We start from the raw sequence: 20,316 nt of genomic DNA, 5'->3' as shown, positions 1-20,316 counted from the left end.
GATTATAGCAAACGTTTGCTGACTACTTTTTTCTTTTAGGTGGCTTATTCACCTTCCATAAAGCTGAGATCTGGTAGTTGCTCAAGGTGCTCGCTATAACGCTTTAGGTTGAACTCACCCTCATTCTTCATTACATCAAAAATCTCAATTGACATCGCACATGCCATCATCGCAACCGCATCTTCACGTGGTGTGCCAGTCATCATTAAACGCATAAGGGTTTCTTTTACTTTAAGCGGGTTACCATCTTCGAGCTGATTTTCAACAATTTCAATCAACTCACTTTCTTGCATAAATTGGTTTTCTTCTGTCATTTGATGTTTCCTCTTGGATTTTGGCCAACTATGCCATATATACCTCTTCTATACTTGCGAAATTACTCGTTCGAATCTTTGTTGAAGAAAAATCCAGCGAAACGAATTGTGATTTCGATCTCGGATCTGTCACCGGTCTGTGGATTCTGATAGAATCTGCATCCCGTTTATTTAAGTGGTGTTTAGTAATGTCTGATAACAGCCAAAAGAAAGTCATCGTCGGTATGTCCGGCGGCGTTGATTCATCTGTTTCCGCGTATCTTCTAAAGCAGCAAGGCTACCAAGTAGAAGGCCTTTTCATGAAGAACTGGGAAGAAGATGACAACGAAGAATATTGTACAGCGGCAGAAGATCTTGCTGACGCTCAGGCAGTATGTGACAAGCTAGGCATCCACCTACACACTATCAACTTTGCTGCCGAATACTGGGATAACGTATTTGAGTACTTCCTTGCTGAATACAAAGCGGGCCGTACTCCGAACCCTGACATTCTTTGTAACAAAGAAATCAAGTTCAAAGCATTCCTAGAATTCGCTGATGAAGTACTTGATGCTGATTACATTGCAATGGGTCACTACGTGCGTCGTTCTTTCCCTGAAAACGGTGAAAAACCACAAATGCTACGTGGTCTCGATGGCAACAAAGATCAAAGCTACTTCCTGTACACATTAAGCAACGAGCAAATTGCGCGTAGCCTGTTCCCTGTTGGTGATCTAGAGAAGCCAGAAGTACGCCGCATTGCGGAAGAGCAAGATCTAATCACGGCGAAGAAGAAAGACTCTACGGGTATTTGTTTCATCGGTGAACGCAAGTTTACAGAATTCCTAGGTCGCTACCTTCCAGCTCAACCAGGCAACATCGAAACACCTGAAGGCGAAGTGATTGGTCAACATCAAGGCCTGATGTACCACACTCTTGGTCAGCGTAAAGGTCTACACATCGGTGGCCGTAAAGGCGGCGGTGGTAACGAAGACCCATGGTTCGTTGGTGAGAAAGATCTAGAGCGTAACGTTTTGATTGCCGTTCAAGGTAAAGACCATCCAATGTTGAAATCAGAAGGTCTACTTGCATCACAACTTCACTGGGTAGATCGTGAGCCAATTCGCGATGTTATGAAGTGCACAGTGAAAACTCGTTACCGTCAGGAAGATATTCCTTGTACAATCATCCCTATCGATGATGAAAACATTAAAGTGATCTTTGACGAGCCACAAATTGCTGTAACTCCAGGTCAATCAGCTGTGTTCTACAAGGATGACGTGTGCCTAGGTGGCGGCATCATCGAGCAACGCATTAAATATTCTCAAGCTTAGGAGTCGTTACGTGGCGAATACACTTTATGACCGTACTATCGCTTTTGCAGGTATCTGCCAAGCTGTTGCCTTAGTTCAACAGGTAGCGAGAAACGGACATTGTGATCAAGATGCCTTTGAAACGTCAATTAACGCCATTTTGAATACTAGCCCAGCGAACACCGTCGGTGTTTTCGGCCGCGAAGCCGACCTTAAGCTGGGACTTGAATGCTTGGTGAAAGGGATTGATAGCACCCCATCGGGAAGTGAAGTCACTCGCTACATCATCAGCCTAATGGCATTAGAGCGCAAGCTATCGGGTCGTAACGATGCAATGTCACAACTTGGTGACCGCATTCAAATGGCTCAGCGTCAAACGGAACATTTTGAATTGCTAGATGATCAAATGATCAGCAACCTAGCAAGCATTTACTTGGATGTAGTCAGCCCTATTGGTCCTCGTATTCAAGTAACTGGTACTCCATCGGTACTGCAACAAACCTCTAACCAGCACAAAGTTCGTGCGCTGCTGTTATCGGGTATTCGTAGCGCAGTACTCTGGCGTCAAGTTGGCGGTAAACGTCGCCACCTGATTTTCGGACGCAAGAAGATGGTAGAGCAAGCACAAATCCTTCTTGCTCGAATGTAATAAGGTATCAAGTAAGCAGCTCGCGTTTATCGCGAGCTCATTTTTTTCGACCAAAACAAATCTCGCGCAAACGTTTGCGCAATATTCGTGACAATTGCCACAGTTATTGGTATAAAGCTCACGAAATTTAGAAACCCAATTCAGGAGAACATCATGGAACTGTCAGCATTGACTGCTGTTTCACCAGTAGACGGCCGTTACGGAAGCAAGACAATTGCGTTACGCGAAATTTTCAGTGAATACGGTCTACTAAAGTACCGTACTATCGTTGAAATCCGCTGGCTACAAAAGCTTGCTGCTACTGCTGAAATTGCAGAAGTGCCAGCGTTTAGCGCAGAAGCAAACCAATTCCTAGACGACCTTGCTGCAAACTTCTCTGAAGAAGATGCACGCCGTATCAAAGAGATCGAGCGTACAACTAACCACGACGTAAAAGCGGTTGAGTACTTCCTAAAAGAGAAAGTAGCAGACGTTCCTGAACTGCACGCAGTAAACGAGTTCTTCCACTTCGCATGTACTTCTGAAGACATCAACAACACATCACACGCTCTAATGCTTAAAGAAGCGCGTGAGAACGTGATTCTTCCAGAAATCCGTAACCTAATCGACGCTATCAAAGCGCTAGCAGTGGAATACCGCGACATTCCTCTTCTATCTCGTACACACGGTCAGCCTGCTTCTCCATCTACTATGGGTAAAGAAATGGCAAACGTGGCGTACCGTATGGAGCGTCAATTCAAGCAAATCGAAAACGTTGAGATCCTAGCGAAAATCAACGGTGCAGTAGGTAACTACAACGCACACCTTTCTGCTTACCCAGAGCTAGATTGGCACAAGTTCTCTGAAGAGTTCATCACTGAGTCTCTAGGCGTAACTTGGAACCCTTACACAACTCAAATCGAACCGCACGATTACATCGCTGAGCTGTTCGACGCTATCGCTCGTTTCAACACTATCCTGATTGACTTCGACCGTGACGTTTGGGGTTACATTGCACTAGGCCACTTCAAGCAAAAAACTATTGCTGGTGAGATCGGTTCTTCAACAATGCCTCACAAAGTTAACCCAATCGACTTTGAAAACTCAGAAGGTAACCTAGGTCTTGCGAACGCTGTATTCGGCCACCTAGCACAGAAACTGCCTATCTCTCGTTGGCAGCGTGACCTAACTGACTCAACAGTTCTACGTAACCTTGGTGTTGGTGTTGGCTACGCAATCATCGCTTACACTTCTACGCTTAAAGGCATCAGCAAGCTAGAAGTAAACCGTGAAGCGCTTCTTGCTGAACTAGACAAAAACTGGGAAGTACTAGCAGAGCCAGTACAAACAGTAATGCGTCGTTACGGCATCGAGAAGCCATACGAGAAGCTAAAAGAGCTAACTCGTGGTAAGCGTGTAGACGGCGAAGCAATGCGTAACTTCATCGACGGTCTTGAGCTTCCTGAGCACGAGAAAGCACGTCTGAAAGAGATGACACCAGCGAACTACATCGGTCAAGCTATCGAACTGACAGATAAGCTGTAATCCTCCTGTAACGACCAGATACCTAAAAGGTTGACGCGAAAGCGTCAACCTTTTTAGTTAGGAGAGTTAGGTCGGGAGAAAATAATTTTAGTTATATGGCATGGATTATTAATTGAAGATCTTCCCCATTTGTTATGGCTGCTTTTGGAAGAACAAGGTTATTGTTCCTACTTCCACACCAAACTTTTTTATTTTCGTTAGATTGAAAACGTGTCTGTCATCCTGACGGTAAAGCCAATCATCAAAAGCAACCGTCACTGATGAATCCTCCATTTGTAGCTCAAAGTCATATTGCCACTGTAGCGCATTGCCCTGCTCTTCCCCTGTTGCTACACCTATAATATCGTCTGCCTTACCTTCATAACTACCGTCTTCTAATCTAGTGATAACCCAAATTCGCTGGTCCACCTCTCCGTCATCAAACGCGAAGTCTTCCACTAGCGTCAGCGTATCACCTTCTACAGTACCCACTATATCGACTTCAAAGCGACGGGTTTGCTGTTCGGTATAATCTTGCACCATCCCCCACGCCTTTATGTCGCCTTCGAAATAACCGAATACGTCAAAAGTCGGTGTAGAAGAGCGGTAATTATCAATGTCTGCGGAACATGCCGAAAGAAAAACAGCTGCCACTAAAGTCGCTGATTTAAAAATTCGTTTAAACACTATCTAACCTGCCCTATCAATTGTTTTCGGAGTTTCGGAAATTCTGTGTTGGGTGATAACCATATAGCCAAAAATGCATCGTTCATTCGTTCGTCTTCAATGATGCCAACGTTCTTTACTTGCACGTCCCCAACCTGCTTATAAAAAAGCTGACCAGATTTTCCATCTGTTAGATAAGTAAGCTCGTCACCTTTTTGAATATCAGGAAACATACGATCGAGCTCGCTAATCCAAGCTTTTCGATATGAGTCAGTAAAACCCAATTTCGCCCACTGCTCATCCGTCACATCAAGCAGCTGTTGCTTACTGATGTCTCTCTTGTAATTAATTTCCAATGCAAGGGGATGTGGCGATACGTCATCGCTTACGATGAACTTTCCATCAGGCGCTTTTAATCTTGAGTGATAAATATCGAAGATGAACCAAGTAAGTTGGGCTTCTCCAACAGTTTTCCACCCCTTCCAATTCGCAATGTTGCTGGCAGCTTCGCTATTTCCAACAGGTTGAGCTTGCAGAGCAAAAGAGCCAGTTACTATTACCAACGCAAGCAACCTAGTCAGTCTCTGAGTTAAGTCTCTCTTCAAGCTTTTCATTTCCGTACACCTTGAGTATCAAGAGCATCATGACGCACCATTCGACAAACAGCATTGCCAGTGTAGCGCCAGTGCTGAATCCAAATTCAACGGCTTGGAGTTTATGGCCAGCAAAGTAGCTCGCCGTTCCTCCGATACCGCCTACTATTGATACGTAGGTTTTTGGGAAACGGTACAAAATTGACTTAAGTTGATAGGCATACCAAGAAAACAAAACCCACAAGCATAATAACCAGACTGGCAGCCATGGGGTTGGAAAGACAAAGACCGAGAGTTGTTGATTGAGCGTATCAAGCACGAGGCCGACCGTGACGATCACACTAATACTTTTGAGCGAAGATGCATCGCTTTTCAAACAATATAGTAGGGTTGCCAAAGTAAGGAATAACGTCACCCATTGCCATTGATAGGTTCCAAGCACCGCTGCAAACCAGCAGAGTTGGAACCATGTCGAAGCAAGAAACACCTTCATAACGAACTACGGGCGTTGAAACGTCATGTGAACGGCACTGATCGTGCGAGCCAAAAAGCCACCTTCACAGTAGCTCAAATAGTAGCGCCACATACGCACAAAGCGGTCGTCGTAGCCAAACGAGCGCACTTCATTCTCTGCTCGATTAAAACGTAAGTGCCATTCGTTCAGCGTCTTGGCGTAGTCCAAACCAATATCGAACAAGTCTCGCGTCACTAAGTCACTGTATTTTGTTGTGGCTTGGGTTAGTGAGGTTACCGACGGTAAAAAACCACCCGGGAAAATGTACTTTTGGATAAAGTCGACGTTGTTACTGTAGTAATCGTAACGCTGATCGGCAATCGTAATCGCTTGAATCGCCATCAAGCCACCGGACTTTAATAAAGACTCACAGACCTTAATGTACGAAGGCAGGAATTGTTTGCCCACAGCTTCAATCATTTCAATAGAAACGAGCTTGTCATAAGTGCCGGTTAGGTTTCGGTAATCTTCTTTGAGTAGAGTGATTTTGTCTTCTAAGCCACGCTCTTTGATTTTTTGCTCCGCGTACACGTGTTGCTCTTCAGATATCGTTGTTGTGGTGACCTGACAACCGTATTGTTCGGCCATGTAAATCGCCATAGCGCCCCACCCAGTGCCAATTTCAACAACATGATCAGTGGGCTTCAGCTCAAGTTGCTGACATAGACGATCCATTTTGTTGATTTGAGCCTGCTCTAGAGAGTCATCCGCATGATTGTAAAGCGCCGACGAGTACAGCATATTGGTATCAAGGAACGCTTCGTATAGGTTGTTACCCAAGTCGTAATGCGCATGGATATTTTTACGTGAGTTCTCTTCAGAGTTTCTGTTTGACCAATGACTGAACTTGTACAGTATTTTAGTCAACCAACTGCCTTGCTCTTCGAGTTTATCTAGAGCACGCATGTTAAGGGCCATCAGTTTCATTAATGAGGTTAAATCGGGGCTATCCCACCACCCATCCATATAAGCCTCACCAGCAGCAATACTGCCGCCCTGCAAGATCCGTGAATAAAAGCCTGGATGTTTTACCTCTATAATAGCGACAACAGGTTGACCACTGTACTCCCCATTTGGCGCACTAAAACGCTCGCTTCGCTCTGTCGTTTCCGTCTTAAAACTTTCAATAACTGTTAAGCAGCCGATTTCCATTTTTTGCAGACATTGAAAAATAACTCCGCGAGCCGCTTTTTGCGTTGTCGTCAATTTACGCGGCAATGTCATAGAACTAGTATTTAACATGCAGAATTCTCCTTATGCTTTTTATTTTTTTTGTCTGTTTTTTCAGTATCGGCTTCTATTTCTTCATGCGTTGAATATTTAGGATGAGAATAAAAAGGTGCGCCTTTCACCCAAAGTTTTAATGCGTGCCAATAAATACCAACCATTACTTTTACCGTTTGTATTGGTGTACCGATCAAACACCTCAATAAGGTTTTGCTTGAAAGTGGCTTGGCTTTCATAACCATGGTGGCATCAAAGTGTTTCTCTCCTTTGTGACATTCAAGATGAATATTCAACTTGTCTGTCAAAGGTTTAATTCTCCAGCGGTAGAGTTGGTCAATCGGGTTGAATGGTGAAACATGGAATGCTTTATCTTGTTCCCAACCAAATTTTTCTTCTTCTTTATCTGCTGACACCACGTAGTAATGTCGTTCATTCCAAGGAGTGTTACTCACCTCTGCGAGGAGATACTTCCATTCTCCTTCCGCGTTATAAACGTAGTAGAAATTAACGGGACTGAAATAAAGTCCTAGATAACGCAAGTGACAGACTGCGACTACCTTGCCGGTACAGCGAACACCTGTCAGTTCTTCAATTTTGCTGTGCACTGCCGACTTGACGCTACCTTCACCAATGTAATCACTGCGCTTGAAGCGAGCCCAATGCCACCAACGCGAACCAAAACCCCATACTTTTTTCTCTAAAGCATCGATCTCGTCTACATCAATGGCGAGCATAAATAAAGAGTAGTTCAACTCATGATTCACCGGCGTGAATCGACGGTGACGAACGTTGCCTATAAACAATCGGCTGTTCATTTGGCTATCCATATCACGCTGCGCCTTTTTCGAAAGGAACCACATTTTGTTCGCGGTACTTTTCTTCTAGTTCTTTCACAACATCAAGCGCGCTACGCACGCCATCTTCATGAAAACCGTTGTACCAATAAGCGCCGCAGAACCAGGTACTTTGTTTACCCTGTATCTCATTTTTGCGCTGCTGCGCTGCAATAGACTCAGTGGTGAATACTGGATGATGATAAGTGAACGAACGCAAGACTTTATTTGAGTTAATTTGCTCAGTACTATTCAACGTTACACAAAACGTGTGTTCTGATTGAATATGCTGAAGAATGTTCATGTTATAAGTGAGCGAAGGGAGGCGTTGCTGTTCCTCTTCACTGCCTTCCAATAGGTAGTTCCATGATGCCCATGCTGCCTTACGTTTTGGTAGTACGGCAGAGTCGGTATGAAGAACAACTTCATTTGCTTGGTATGTCATATCCCCCAAGATTTCCTGCTCAATTGGGCTAATATCCTCTAGCATTCTCATTGCTTGATCACTGTGACAAGCAAAGATAACGTCATCAAACCAATGCGTTTCTCCGCGAACTTGAACGCCAACCCCTTTTTCGTTGCGAACCACTTTTTTGACAGGACTATTAAGACGAATACTCTCGGCAAAGCCTTTGGTCAATGGTGGAATGTATGAACGTGAACCACCTTTAATCACATACCATTGTGGCCGGTTAGTCACATCTAGCAGACCGTGGTTGAGGAAGAAACGTAAGAAGAACATAAGAGGGAATGCACGCATGTCAGCTAAAGTCGACGACCAAATCGCAGCACCCATCGGTAATATGTAGTTATCGGTAAAGAAAGCACTGAATTTGTGTTCATCAAGGAACTCACCTAACGTCTGAGAGTGCGAGGATTGCTCGCTAGCGAAGCGCTTGGCAAGTTTATTGAAACGAAGTATCTCGAAGATAAATCGATAAAATTTAGGGTTTGCCCAGTTGCGTTTTTGAGCGAACAATGTCGACACTGTGTGGCCGTTGTACTCTAGTCCGTTCCCATCGTTTCTGACACTGAAGCTCATTTGAGTCGGCAGACCTTCAACGCCAATCTCGCTCATCATTTTAATGAAATTAGGGTACGTACGGTCGTTATAGACGATGAACCCAGTATCTATCGCGTATTCTTTACCATCAAGGCTCACATCAACGGTTGCAGTATGGCCACCGATGTAATCGTTCGCTTCAAACAGCGTTACATCATGTTCTTTATGCAAGTAATAACCACAAGTAAGGCCAGAGATTCCCGTTCCCACAATCGCTATCTTCTTTCTTCCTGCTGTTTTCATTCTTATTCCTTCTTATGCTACGAGTTTAGCAGTTAGGCGAGCTTGCCAACTGTATGGAAGTAACGAGATAAAACGTAAAATACTGGTAAATCTCGCTGGGAAATAGATATAGGTCTTGTTGGCGGCTAACTGCTTCCTGATAGAGTCCGACGCTTGCTGAGTAGAAATGATCATTGGCATTTCGAAGTCGTTTTTGTCAGTCAACGGCGTTTCAACAAAACCAGGAAACACCGTTACCACATTGATCCCTTTCTTTTTCAAGTCGACGGCGAGCGTGCGTGCAAAATAACTGACTGCCGCTTTGGATGCGCCGTAAGCTTCAGCACGAGGCAGTGCCACTTCTGATGCGATAGAGCCAACAATAACAATGCGGTGCCCTCTATCTAAATGCACTTGGCAGCCTTCAACGCAGTTGGCAACACCGACAACATTTACGTTCATCACACGCGCCATGAGTTTCGCGTCGACCACTCCCTCATCCATGTACTCACAATCGCCTGCGTTAAAAACCCATGTGTTTGGCGTAAAGGGCAAATTAGAGAGCGCCTGCTGAGTTTCCTCATAATTTGTCACATCAAACTGCAATGTATGAATTTTGGAGGAAACTGCCTCCAGCTCTGCAAGAACATCTTGATTCCGACCACAAGCAATCACATTCCATTCTGAGTTCGCGTAATCTAGGGCAAGCTGTCTTCCTATTCCGGAGGTGGCGCCTGTGATTAAGATGGTGTTGTTCATTGTCCTAACCTCTGCTTGATGGTTTTAACGACTGAACCAAGTAACGGTAAATGCTCATAGAGCATCTCTCCGAGATCAAAATAGTCTCGGTGATAAATGACCTGACCTTCGCTAAATTTGAGGTGCGAAACACCATTGACGAGAATAGGCGCACCCTTCTGAAGTTTGGGATGCTGAAGGTCCATTGTCCAAGTTAGGAAGCCTGTATCTCCGACTTGTTGATGCTCATGGATTACAAAATCACAACTGATGACGTTGGCATATAATGAGGTGAAATAATCCGAAAGTGCTGGCCATCCTTCTAAACGATGCGCTGCGTCCTCAAATACTACATCTTGGTGATATATATCCTTAAGTAGATGTAAGTTCGCTTTGTTGAGCTTTTGATAGATATTGCCAACAGACTGTATGTCCATTTTTTACTCCTACACGCCCATTAAGTTGTACAAAATTATTATATGTACAAGATAGTTCATTCCACCAAAGTTGTACAAAAATAATTTTGTATAACTTTATTTCTGTAAGTAGTACGTGATGAAGTTCGCACGCGATCAATCGGCGAAAAAAAAGGCTTGGTCAAAACCAAGCCTTTTCAGCAGATTAACAATTATTTAAGTAGGAACAATTAGTATTGCTGGCCTCGCAACGCTGCAATACGTTTATCTAGCGGAGGGTGGCTCATTAGTAGCTCAGTCAGCGACTGCTTGCCGTTGATACCAAATGCCATCATGGTGCCATCCAGTTGAGATTCATGACTCACCTTCAAACGCTCTAGAGCCGCAATCATTTTTTCTTTGCCAACGAGGCGCGCTGCACCTGCGTCCGCGTGGAATTCGCGATGACGGCTGTACCACATAGTCAAGAAGCTAGCTAGGAAACCAAATACCAGTTCAAGCACCATGGATACGCCAAAGTAAACCATCATATTTGTACCTTGGCCTTCTTCATCATCGTTCGATGCCACGATATTGGCAATAAAGCGTGATAGGAAGATAACAAACGTGTTCACGACACCTTGCATCAACGTCATTGTGACCATATCACCATTTGCAATATGGCTCACTTCGTGTGCAAGTACTGCCTCTGCCTCATCACGAGTCATATTGTGTAAAAGACCAGTAGAAACTGCGACAAGAGAGTCATCTCGTTTTGCACCAGTCGCAAATGCATTGATATCTGGTGAATCATAAATAGCCACCGTTGGCATACCAATACCCACTTGTTGAGCTTGACGACCCACAGTTTCGACTAACCAATGCTCCGTTTCGTTGCGCGGGCTTTCAATGACCATACCACCAACCGAGCGTAGCGCCATACCCTTTGACATCATCAACGAAATAAATGCGCCACCAAAACCAAATACAGCAGCCATTACAAGTAAACCTGACAGACTGCCTGGTTGCATTCCAGTTACAGCGTAAACAATATTCAGAACAACACTAAGCACTAGCACGACAGCTAGGTTAGTTGCTAGGAATAACATAATTCGCTTCATTACTTTTCTCCGAGGAAGCTTATCGTTTTTTTAAAACGGATTGTTATAAGGAACAAATGGTAATCGCTATAAAAGCCAATTCCGTTGATTTTCATGTTCCGTGCGTTATAGATATAGTCTATCCGCGATAAAAACAAGGTTAAGCAATAAATTGCAACATTTGTTTTCGGGACTGAAATATTTGATTCAAGCGATTTCAAAACATGCTTTGGTAGGAGCTGGAACCTCCGCTCATATACATTTATCAAAATGATGAAATAAGCTCTGAGCTACCCATCATGTATTGATAGATGATCTTGGTGTTAAATCTATCACCTCTTAGCAACTTAGCTAGAAATTTTTTAATAGACCAAAAACAGTACGTTAGCTCTGCTATAGACTTTGGTCTTATTGTGCGGCCACATGGACATGCTAAATTCGAATGAGATGAACAAAACAGAGTCACTCTAAGTACATTGCAAAAAGTGCATTGGGTGAGCTCAAAAACTCCATGTATTGAGGGAAAAACCATGGTAGAAACTAACGACTATCAAATGGCTATTGATTTACTACGTTGTCACCTAGGCATCTCAGAGGACGAGGCAAAGCAACAACTTGGTATTTCAACCGATCATCATATGTCTCAGCGTGTTGCAGAAACACAACAAGCATTGATGGGGCTCAGCCAAGATAAGTAATCTGACTTTTTAGGTTACACCAACAAGAAAGGGCTGCATTGCGCAGCCCTTTGGGTTTTTTAGTCTTTTATCCTAAACACCATTAGTCAGTGTTTAGCAACGGCTCTACATTAATGTACTTGCCTAGCTCTTTGCGTTTAGCACTTGGAATATATGGAATTTCCCCAAGCTTAGGTGCATCGATACGTGCTTCTAGCATCTCGATAATGTCAGCGTAGTGCTCTGTGCCTGGGTTGACGCGGTTTGCCACCCAGCCAACAAGATTCAAACCATCCGCTTTAATACTCTCCGCTGTGAGTAAAGCGTGGCTCAAACAGCCTAATTTAATGCCAACCACCAGTACAACAGGTAACTGCTCTTCTTTTACCCATGTAGATAAACAGTCCGTATCGGATACTGGCACACGCCAGCCTCCAGCACCTTCAACGAGAACAACATCGGCTTGCTGCTTATGTTGAGCCAGTTTTTGACTCAGAACATCGTAACTTATTTCGACATGTTCATGCTTCGCTGCAATGTGGGGAGAAGCAGGCAACTCTAAAGCGTATGGGTTCACATCATCATAGGCCACATCGAGTGTTGCGGCGTCTTGTAAGTGTAAAGCATCAGAGTTACGCCATCCCGCTTCAGTCTTGTCACTCCCTGCTGCCACTGGCTTATAACCAATAGTGTTTAGTCCTTTTGCTGCGATCGCTTGCAAAATGGCTTTAGACGCTACCGTCTTTCCAACATCAGTATCCGTACCAGCAATAAAAAAAGCATCAATCATAGATGTATTACTCCAAAACAAACCTGATAACTTGCAGGTAGAAGACCTTGATCGTTTTTAAACGCTTGGTACGCATGCTCAACTTTTAACAAAGTCTCGCGACTAGTTAAACCGTGTGAGCGCCCGCTTACGTGATTTGCACCTATACCTTTGAGGTCACGCATAACTGAAAATGCAGAGTCGTACCAAACTGTGATGGTGGTCAAGTCTAGTTGATGGCTGTCACATCGAGATTGCGCTAACGCAATTTTTACCTGATTGAGCGTTAGAAAGTTATTGACGTGTTGATATGCATCAATTTTTTCCCATGATGCACGCAGCTCATACAGTGATCCATCAACCAGTGTAGAGAACCACGCTTTCCCACCATTTTTTAGCACGCGGCGCACTTCTTTTAGTGGGTAACTTAAATCTGTACACCATTGCAGCGCTAAACTTGAAAACACGTAATCGAAGCTATCATCGTCAAATGGTAAGTTTTCAGCATCAGCAACTTGGTAGTGCATTCGTACTGCACCACAACGCTGCTCTGCTTTATCTAACATGGCTTGAGAGATATCGCCGCAGACTACTTCCGCACCGCGTTGTTGAAGTAGTTGGGAGAAATAACCCGTGCCACAACCTAAATCCAATACACGTTTTCCCGTCAAGTTTTCAGGAAGTTTATCAAGCAGCTGATGCCCGACATCACGTTGAAAAGCCGCATGTTTATCGTATGTTTCTGCTGCTTTACCAAACGAAGAGGCAATCGCGTCTTTATCTTGATGGAAACTCTCTAACGCGAGCGTTTGCGCTAATGCGGTAGTTGCATTATCCATTACAGCGCTCCTAATGCTTGTTTCAATGCGATTGAAAGCGTTTTAACTTGTTCATTAGTGTGATTGGCAGTGAGTGTGATTCGAAGACGAGACGTTCCTTTAGGCACCGTCGGAGGGCGAATAGCAGTCACCCAAATACCGTTTTGGCGACAAGCACCTGCTACTCGCAAAGCCAATTCAGATTCACCAATCAAAAAGGGCTTAATCGAAGTTTGAGTCTCAACAAACCCCTCAAGGTCGCTAAGGCTATCTCGATACACTTCACTAAGCTCAGAGAGCTTTTCACGTCGCCAAGACTGCTCTTGAACCATCGAGACTGCATGAGTCAACGCATACGCTTGTGCTGGCGGTATCGCCGTGGAATACACATGGTGACGAGCAAACTGAGTTAAAAAGTCCCCCGTTGCGTGGTCACATAAAATAGCCGCGCCAGACATACCAAACGCTTTACCGAAGGTAATGACCAATAACTCAGGCTTAACCGTTGCCAACTCGCAAGAACCACCACCGGATTGACCGAGAACACCAATTCCATGAGCGTCATCGACAGCAAACCATGCATTGTGGCTATCAACGACAGCAGCGATATCAGCGAGTGGTGCACAGTCACCGTCCATGCTGAATACCCCTTCAGTCACAACTAGATGGTTGCCTTCGCTATTAATCAGCGACTTCAGGTGCTCGATGTCATTGTGCTTGAAACGCTTCATCTTAGCTGGTGACAACATCCCCGCTTCCATCAGTGAAGCATGATTCAAACGATCTTGGATCAATACGTCTGTTTTTTCTAACAAGGTGAACAACAAGGCTTGATTAGCACTGAATCCAGAACCAAACAGAATTGCTCTGTCGTAGCTCAACCATTCAGTTAGTGCGGCTTCTAAATTGCTGTGTGCTGCACTAAAGCCAGTCACCATTGGTGATGCCCCACTGCCACTGCCGTATACGCTTAAACCTTGCTGCCAAGCCCGAACAAGCGCTTGGTCATTGGCCAAGCCCAAATAATCATTACTTGAGAAATTAATGTAGCGTCTGCCTTCGTGTTCCAAAACGGACTGGTTACCGGCAAACACCACATTCATAGAACGATTCAACCCTTGCGTTTTACGCTCAGCAAGGGCGGACTCGATACGAGATTTAAACGCTGGCATCGTAGAAAAGGTCGTCTTTTGTTGGACGAGCAGCAACGCGCTCTACGACGCGATCGAGTAACTCGTTTTCTTCGATTTCATCAGGTTTTTGAGACACCTCTTGGCTGTTAATACCGAGCTTGTTGAACAGCATCATGTCTTTGTCTTCAGAAGGGTTTGGCGTGGTCAGAAGTTTGCAGCCATAGAAAACGGAGTTTGCACCCGCCATAAAACACAGCGCTTGCATTTGTTCGTTCATGTTTTCACGGCCGGCGGATAAACGAACGGCTGATTGAGGCATCATGATTCGTGCAATCGCAATCAGGCGAATGAAATCGAAAGGCTCAACATCATCCACTTCTTCCAGTGGTGTCCCCTTTACCTTCACGAGCATGTTGATTGGAACGCTTTCAGGGTGTACCGGCAAGTTAGCCAATTCAACCAACAAACCTGCTCGGTCGTTAGCACTTTCACCCATGCCGATGATGCCACCGGAACAGATCTTCATGCCAGCATCACGTACGTGAGATAAAGTATCTAAACGGTCTTGGTAAGTACGTGTGGTAATAATGTTGCCGTAGAACTCAGGTGAGGTATCTAGGTTGTGGTTGTAGTAATCCAGACCTGCGGTTGCCAATTGCTTTGCTTGATCTGGTGTCAACATACCTAATGTCATACACGTTTCTAAACCCATGTCCTTCACGCCTTTGATCATGTCGGTCAAATGCGGCATGTCACGCTCTTTTGGATTTTTCCATGCTGCGCCCATACAGAATCGAGTAGAACCAGCATTTTTGGCTTTTTGCGCAGCATCGAGTACGCGTTCTACTTCCATCAGACGCTCTTTCTCGATGTCTGTGGTGTAACGAGCACTCTGAGGACAGTACTTACAATCTTCTGGACAAGCACCTGTCTTAATCGACAGAAGCGTGCTTACTTGAACATGGTTGGTTTGTTGATATTGACGATGTACAAGCTGCGCTTCGAATAGGAGATCCATGAATGGTTTTTCCATGAGATCGCGCACTTCAGCATGCGTCCAGTTATGACGAACTTCCACGTGTATTCCTTTAGTCACTTTTGTTGTTGTGTTGACAGTCTACTGAGTCTCGATAAACTGTCAACACAACGCAAAAGAACAAAGTTTACATCTGTCTGTTTTTTAACCTCAATTATTATTGGAATCGCACATGGATCTCGCCTTCGACCGCCAGCATATCTGGCATCCTTACACTTCGACATTGACACCTCTGACCTGCTACCCAGTGGCATCGGCAAATGGTGTTCATATTAAATTGGAAGACGGTACTGAGCTGGTCGATGGCATGTCTTCTTGGTGGTCGACGATCCATGGCTACAACCATCCGCATTTAAATCAAGCCGCTCACCAGCAAATCGATCAGGTCTCTCACGTGATGTTTGGCGGGATTACCCACCAGCCAGCAATCAGTTTGTGTAAGAAGCTATTGTCCCTTGCACCAAATAACCTTGAACATGTATTCCTTGCCGATTCAGGCTCCGTTGCCGTAGAAGTCAGCTTAAAAATGGCACTGCAATATTGGCATGCAAAAGGCGAACGCCGACCGAAGTTTCTTACTTTGCGACACGGTTATCACGGCGACACCTTTGCGGCTATGTCGGTTACCGATCCTGATAACTCAATGCACTCTCTTTACAAAGGCTTTTTGCCTGAGCATATCTTTGCGGAGTCACCAACTTGTGGTTATTGGGATGAATGGAAGCCAGAGGACCTTACCGACTTCGAGCACAAGATTGAAACGCACCATGAAGAACTTGCTGCGGTGATCCTAGAACCTATTGTTCAAGGCGCAGGCGGCATGCGCATCTACCATCCAGAATTTCTCAAAGGCGTGCGTAGGCTTTGCGACAAATACGGCTTGTTATTGATTGCAGATGAGATCGCTACCGGATTTGGTCGTACCGGTAAGTTGTTTGCCTGCGAACATGCAGACATTCAACCAGACATTCTGTGTGTCGGGAAAGCACTCACTGGCGGCTACATGACCCTCTCTGCGACCCTGGCGAGCAAACACGTAGCAGACACCGTTTGTGGTGGTGATGCAGGCTGTTTTATGCACGGTCCAACCTTTATGGGGAATCCACTCGCCTGTGCTGTTGCCACCGCAAGTTTGGAATTGATTGAGCAAGGTAATTGGCAGCAACAAACCCAACAAATTGAAACGCTGTTTTCTGAGTTACTACCAAAACTTGAAGAATACGAGTTGGTGAAGAACACCCGTTGGCTAGGTGCCATTGGCGTAGTGAAGACGCATCGCCCTGTGAATATGGAAACCATCCAAGCCTTGTTTGTTGAACACGGAGTTTGGATTCGTCCATTTGGCAAACTGATTTATATGATGCCTCCGTTCATCAGCAAGCCGGAAGATATTGAGAAGCTAGTTAACGCGATTGATGCGGCGTTGCAACGTAAAGACTGCTTCGCTTCATAGTCCAATTCAATACGAAAACGGTTTGAGTATGAGACTCAAACCGTCTCATTATTTATTAGAACAGTAAAGTTATCGGAGTTGACTGTCTTTACTCGCTCGTCGATTGAACAATGCTTGGCGTTGAGATACCAATTCGATTGTTGACTGACATTCGATACACAGACGAACGCCTTTCATAGCAAGACGACGAGCTTCCGGAATCTCATCACCACACTCATCGCAGTAATGGGCGCTCTCACCCTTTGTGATACTGCCACGAACACGAGAAATCTCGTCGTCTATTGTGTTTTGAATTTGTTGGCTGACACTATCGTCGTTTGCCCACCCTACGGCCATAAGCCCTCCTCGTTACTTGAATGAGAAAATCTACTTACCGTGGTAAGGTGGACGATTATATCGATTACAAATAACAAGATAATTAGGGTAAATTCGAAAACACTATTACGCTTTGGTAATAATTACTCTGCAATCGATTATTCAACACTCTCATGGAAAAGCAATGCAAGGTTACTCATACTCCCTTCCTCACATTCAAAGTACTGCGTTTGCTCAGGCTCTCTCAAAGTAACACTGAGTATCTTCTCTACCTCACCAAACTCCTCGCTAAAGTACTCACTGACTAATATGACGCGCTCACCAATACTAAATTCCAGTGACTTCTCATCTACCAACGCTCGATGATACTGGTCTAATTTAAAGTCCTTTATAACTAAGGTTCTTTCAATACTGCTCCCCCCTAAATTAAGCTCCGACAGTAGAACCTGACTGTTTATATTTTCTATTGATATTTCTAGACGGTTAGGATGTGAAACATCACACTTAAATAGCGCAGTATTAGTGTGGCTGGAAGCACAAGCAGATGAACTAAAAATAAGTCCAAGCAAAGAAATGTTACGCAGCATTTTTAATCGAAGCATATTTTTTGTAAGCCTTTTCTAATTTGACGTCGTATTGATTTTTCTGATACTCAGAACCATTGTAACCACGAGCAAAGGCAGCCCAATTTTTATCTCTTATATGTTCACCTAAGCCAGACTTTTGGATAAACGTAACAAAAGCCTCAAGTTGTTTCTTCTCCGACTCGAATACAGCTTTAACAAAGGATTCAGCGGTAACATGACCAGCTAACTTGAAATTAAAGCCCATAATTTGGAAACGTCCCCAAGATGCGGAGCGGATTGCTGCATTTGAATTCAGTTCAATCGCTTTATTTAAACGTACGTATTCTGAGACACCACCAACGTACAGACTTCGATTCCAATGCCGACTTGAAATACTCGGATGACTGTTATCGTAGGCTCTTGAAGTGAGTCTCGAAAATATATGAGCCTCAAACAAAATCTTTGGCTTACCATTGCTAAAGTAGGCTTCTCCTCGGCTCTCAACTTCAGCTACAGCTTTAATAGCAGCGACTTCGCATCCAAGAGTTTCAGCTACTTTGCTATAATCCAAGTCCGTCAACGCATCTCTTGAGCCAACCAAGGGTAACGTATATGCCACCGCAGTCTCAGGTGTTCGTTTTAAATACTCATTTAGCTTACGATGGCTTTTTCCATTCACATCTATCCTTCCATCTGGACGAGCCATCCCAACAAGGTTTTTCTGAAAAGCTTTAATTGCGGCGACAGTCTTGGAGTTTTCCGGTCTAGAGCCTAGTTTCCCATCCACTTTAAGCTCCTTTACTCCCTTTAAAGAACCAAGCAATTGGTTAATAGACCTTTGTACCGTACGAATATCAACATCCACATTTTTACCACCCAAGCCAACAGAGCCGCTTATTCTTATTGAAGCCATGAAAGTACCTCCTTTTTAAATTTTGGAGGAGATTGTCATGCCCAATAAAGCTTAGAAAAATATCATTAAGAATTGTTTTCAATAATTTAGGTCAACTATGCAATACCTCATCCAATATTTACATAACAACGTATTTTCACTCGACGCAGATAACAAAAAACCCAGCACTAAGGCTGGGTTTTGGTGTTCTAGTGGTTAATGAATTAACCGATGTGCGTTGCGCCTGCCATGTACTTCTGAAGTACTGTAGGGATTGCAATGCGGCCGTCTGCTTCTTGGTTGTTTTCTAGGATAGCAACCATTGTACGACCTACAGCAAGACCAGAACCGTTTAGCGTGTGTACAAGCTCAGGTTTCTTCTCGCCTTTACGACGGAAACGCGCTTGCATACGACGAGCTTGGAAATCCCACATGTTAGAACATGAGGAGATTTCACGGTAAGTTTCTTGGGCAGGAACCCAAACTTCTAGGTCGTAAGTCTTACGAGCGCCGAAGCCCATGTCACCTGTACATAGAACCACTTTACGGTAAGGAAGCTCTAGAAGTTGTAGAACTTTCTCAGCGTGACCTGTTAGCTCTTCTAGTGCGTTCATTGAATCTTCTGGCTTAGTGATTTGTACTAGTTCAACTTTGTCGAACTGGTGCATACGAATCAGACCACGAGTATCACGACCGTAAGAACCTGCTTCTGAACGGAAACATGGCGTGTGAGCTGTCATCTTAATTGGTAGATCCGCTTCGTCAGAAATCGTGTCACGAACTAGGTTCGTTACAGGTACTTCTGCAGTAGGGATTAGAGACAATTTACGTGGCTCTTCGTCGTTTACTTTTTCCGCTAGAGGCTCTGTGTGGAAAAGGTCTTTACCGAACTTAGGAAGCTGACCAGTACCGAATAGGCTGTCAGAGTTTACTAGGTAAGGTACGTACATTTCTGTGTAGCCGTGCTCTTCAGTGTGAAGATCTAGCATAAACTGAGCGATTGCACGGTGTAGACGAGCGAATTGGCCTTTCATCACGATGAAACGTGCGCCAGTGATCTTAACTGCACTTGCGAAGTCTAGACCGTCGCCCATTTCGCCTAGGTCAACGTGATCTTTCAGTTCGAAGTCGTAAGACTTTGGCTCACCCCAACGAGAGATTTCAACGTTGTCGTTTTCATCTTTGCCATCTGGCACTTCGTCTGCTGGGATGTTTGGTACAGAAAGCGTGAATTCGTCTAGTTGAGCCATTACTTGCTCAAGTTCAACTTTCTTCGCATCAAGATCGCTACCTAGCGTACCGATTTGTTTCTTGATCTCTTCTGCGCCTTCTTTGTCGCCAGCCGCCATTTTTTGGCCGATTTGCTTGGAGATGGAGTTACGCGTGGATTGTAAATTTTCTACTTCTACTTGAATGGACTTACGTTGTTCTTCAAGTTTACGAATAGTATCTACGTCTAGCTTAAAGCCACGACGCGCCAGTTTAGCAGCTGTTTCATCCAGCTCTGTACGAAGTAATTTAGAATCCAGCATTGTTAATCCTATGCTT

At 44.4% G+C, this 20,316-nt stretch carries 23 protein-coding genes; 5 read left to right on the top strand and 18 right to left on the bottom strand.

Going from position 1 to position 20,316, the window contains the following annotated elements; translation table 11 throughout:
• Positions 1-44 precede the first annotated feature (44 nt).
• Positions 45-314 carry a hypothetical protein gene (locus tag R7R78_RS14020; RefSeq protein ID WP_005378190.1) on the bottom strand — a complete coding sequence of 90 codons (270 nt, stop codon included), beginning with the start codon at positions 312-314 and terminating at the stop codon, positions 45-47.
• Between the two features lie 188 nt (positions 315-502).
• Between R7R78_RS14020 and mnmA the strand changes: the two genes are divergently transcribed.
• From mnmA to purB, 3 genes are all read left to right on the top strand, one after another.
• A complete protein-coding gene (gene mnmA / locus R7R78_RS14015) occupies positions 503-1,627 on the top strand; it encodes a tRNA 2-thiouridine(34) synthase MnmA (RefSeq protein WP_009705752.1) in 1,125 nt (374 codons plus the stop codon).
• A gap of 10 nt (positions 1,628-1,637) precedes the next feature.
• Positions 1,638-2,255, top strand: coding sequence for a high frequency lysogenization protein HflD (gene hflD, locus R7R78_RS14010; protein WP_045478697.1), 618 nt, complete (start codon positions 1,638-1,640; stop codon positions 2,253-2,255).
• A gap of 153 nt (positions 2,256-2,408) precedes the next feature.
• The gene (gene purB / locus R7R78_RS14005) at positions 2,409-3,779 is read left to right on the top strand and encodes an adenylosuccinate lyase (RefSeq protein WP_005378198.1); all 1,371 of its coding nucleotides are present in this window, start codon (positions 2,409-2,411) and stop codon (positions 3,777-3,779) included.
• 132 nt (positions 3,780-3,911) lie between these two features.
• Here the strand turns inward: purB and R7R78_RS14000 are convergent, their stop codons facing one another.
• From R7R78_RS14000 to htpX, 9 genes are all read right to left on the bottom strand, one after another.
• Complete coding sequence (locus R7R78_RS14000; RefSeq protein WP_225473810.1) at positions 3,912-4,445, bottom strand: DUF3833 domain-containing protein; 534 nt, start codon at positions 4,443-4,445, stop codon at positions 3,912-3,914.
• Entirely contained in the window at positions 4,445-5,038 is a 594-nt protein-coding gene (locus tag R7R78_RS13995; RefSeq protein ID WP_017821712.1) for a chalcone isomerase family protein, read from the bottom strand. Before R7R78_RS13995 ends, R7R78_RS14000 begins: the two co-directional genes overlap by 1 nt.
• Positions 4,998-5,510 (bottom strand): DUF2878 domain-containing protein, encoded by a 513-nt coding sequence (locus R7R78_RS13990; protein ID WP_053303214.1) that lies wholly within the window; start codon positions 5,508-5,510, stop codon positions 4,998-5,000. The genes R7R78_RS13995 and R7R78_RS13990 overlap by 41 nt, the downstream gene beginning before the upstream one ends.
• 6 nt (positions 5,511-5,516) lie before the next feature.
• Entirely contained in the window at positions 5,517-6,773 is a 1,257-nt protein-coding gene (locus R7R78_RS13985) for an SAM-dependent methyltransferase (RefSeq protein ID WP_047100782.1), read from the bottom strand.
• On the bottom strand, positions 6,767-7,585 hold the full coding sequence (locus R7R78_RS13980; protein WP_225473808.1) for a DUF1365 domain-containing protein: 819 nt from the start codon (positions 7,583-7,585) through the stop codon (positions 6,767-6,769). Before R7R78_RS13980 ends, R7R78_RS13985 begins: the two co-directional genes overlap by 7 nt.
• A gap of 1 nt (position 7,586) precedes the next feature.
• Positions 7,587-8,897, bottom strand: a complete 1,311-nt coding sequence (locus R7R78_RS13975) for an NAD(P)/FAD-dependent oxidoreductase (protein ID WP_225473807.1) — start codon at positions 8,895-8,897, stop codon at positions 7,587-7,589.
• Positions 8,898-8,909: 12 nt separating this feature from the next.
• A complete protein-coding gene (locus tag R7R78_RS13970) occupies positions 8,910-9,635 on the bottom strand; it encodes an SDR family oxidoreductase (RefSeq protein ID WP_225473805.1) in 726 nt (241 codons plus the stop codon).
• A complete protein-coding gene (locus tag R7R78_RS13965; protein ID WP_005378211.1) occupies positions 9,632-10,051 on the bottom strand; it encodes a nuclear transport factor 2 family protein in 420 nt (139 codons plus the stop codon). Before R7R78_RS13965 ends, R7R78_RS13970 begins: the two co-directional genes overlap by 4 nt.
• 209 nt (positions 10,052-10,260) lie before the next feature.
• Complete coding sequence (gene htpX / locus R7R78_RS13960) at positions 10,261-11,130, bottom strand: protease HtpX (protein WP_005388085.1); 870 nt, start codon at positions 11,128-11,130, stop codon at positions 10,261-10,263.
• Between the two features lie 509 nt (positions 11,131-11,639).
• On the opposite strand from htpX, the gene R7R78_RS13955 reads away from it, so the two are divergent.
• Entirely contained in the window at positions 11,640-11,807 is a 168-nt protein-coding gene (locus R7R78_RS13955; RefSeq protein ID WP_005378215.1) for a hypothetical protein, read from the top strand.
• A gap of 82 nt (positions 11,808-11,889) precedes the next feature.
• Here R7R78_RS13955 and bioD read toward each other — a convergent pair whose 3' ends face one another.
• From bioD to bioB, 4 genes are read right to left on the bottom strand one after another with little or no spacing between them, the layout of a single operon-like run.
• Positions 11,890-12,576, bottom strand: a complete 687-nt coding sequence (gene bioD / locus R7R78_RS13950) for a dethiobiotin synthase (protein WP_005378217.1) — start codon at positions 12,574-12,576, stop codon at positions 11,890-11,892.
• Positions 12,573-13,394 (bottom strand): malonyl-ACP O-methyltransferase BioC, encoded by an 822-nt coding sequence (gene bioC / locus R7R78_RS13945; protein ID WP_005388087.1) that lies wholly within the window; start codon positions 13,392-13,394, stop codon positions 12,573-12,575. The genes bioD and bioC overlap by 4 nt, the downstream gene beginning before the upstream one ends.
• Positions 13,394-14,545 carry an 8-amino-7-oxononanoate synthase gene (bioF, locus tag R7R78_RS13940; RefSeq protein ID WP_171342739.1) on the bottom strand — a complete coding sequence of 384 codons (1,152 nt, stop codon included), beginning with the start codon at positions 14,543-14,545 and terminating at the stop codon, positions 13,394-13,396. The genes bioC and bioF overlap by 1 nt, the downstream gene beginning before the upstream one ends.
• Entirely contained in the window at positions 14,532-15,584 is a 1,053-nt protein-coding gene (gene bioB / locus R7R78_RS13935; protein ID WP_086369529.1) for a biotin synthase BioB, read from the bottom strand. Before bioB ends, bioF begins: the two co-directional genes overlap by 14 nt.
• 130 nt (positions 15,585-15,714) lie before the next feature.
• On the opposite strand from bioB, the gene bioA reads away from it, so the two are divergent.
• A complete protein-coding gene (bioA, locus tag R7R78_RS13930; RefSeq protein WP_225473803.1) occupies positions 15,715-16,995 on the top strand; it encodes an adenosylmethionine--8-amino-7-oxononanoate transaminase in 1,281 nt (426 codons plus the stop codon).
• Positions 16,996-17,064: 69 nt separating this feature from the next.
• Here the strand turns inward: bioA and R7R78_RS13925 are convergent, their stop codons facing one another.
• From R7R78_RS13925 to serS, 4 genes are all read right to left on the bottom strand, one after another.
• Positions 17,065-17,331 (bottom strand): DksA/TraR family C4-type zinc finger protein, encoded by a 267-nt coding sequence (locus R7R78_RS13925; protein ID WP_005437185.1) that lies wholly within the window; start codon positions 17,329-17,331, stop codon positions 17,065-17,067.
• Positions 17,332-17,468: 137 nt separating this feature from the next.
• A complete protein-coding gene (locus R7R78_RS13920; protein ID WP_053349537.1) occupies positions 17,469-17,897 on the bottom strand; it encodes a hypothetical protein in 429 nt (142 codons plus the stop codon).
• Positions 17,887-18,789, bottom strand: coding sequence for an N-acetylmuramidase domain-containing protein (locus tag R7R78_RS13915; RefSeq protein ID WP_213970492.1), 903 nt, complete (start codon positions 18,787-18,789; stop codon positions 17,887-17,889). The genes R7R78_RS13920 and R7R78_RS13915 overlap by 11 nt, the downstream gene beginning before the upstream one ends.
• 203 nt (positions 18,790-18,992) lie before the next feature.
• Complete coding sequence (gene serS, locus R7R78_RS13910) at positions 18,993-20,300, bottom strand: serine--tRNA ligase (protein ID WP_005378225.1); 1,308 nt, start codon at positions 20,298-20,300, stop codon at positions 18,993-18,995.
• Positions 20,301-20,316 lie beyond the last annotated feature (16 nt).

It is taken from the genome of Vibrio sp. 2134-1, from assembly GCF_033339495.1.
This window is presented reverse-complemented; position numbering and strand designations above follow the sequence as displayed.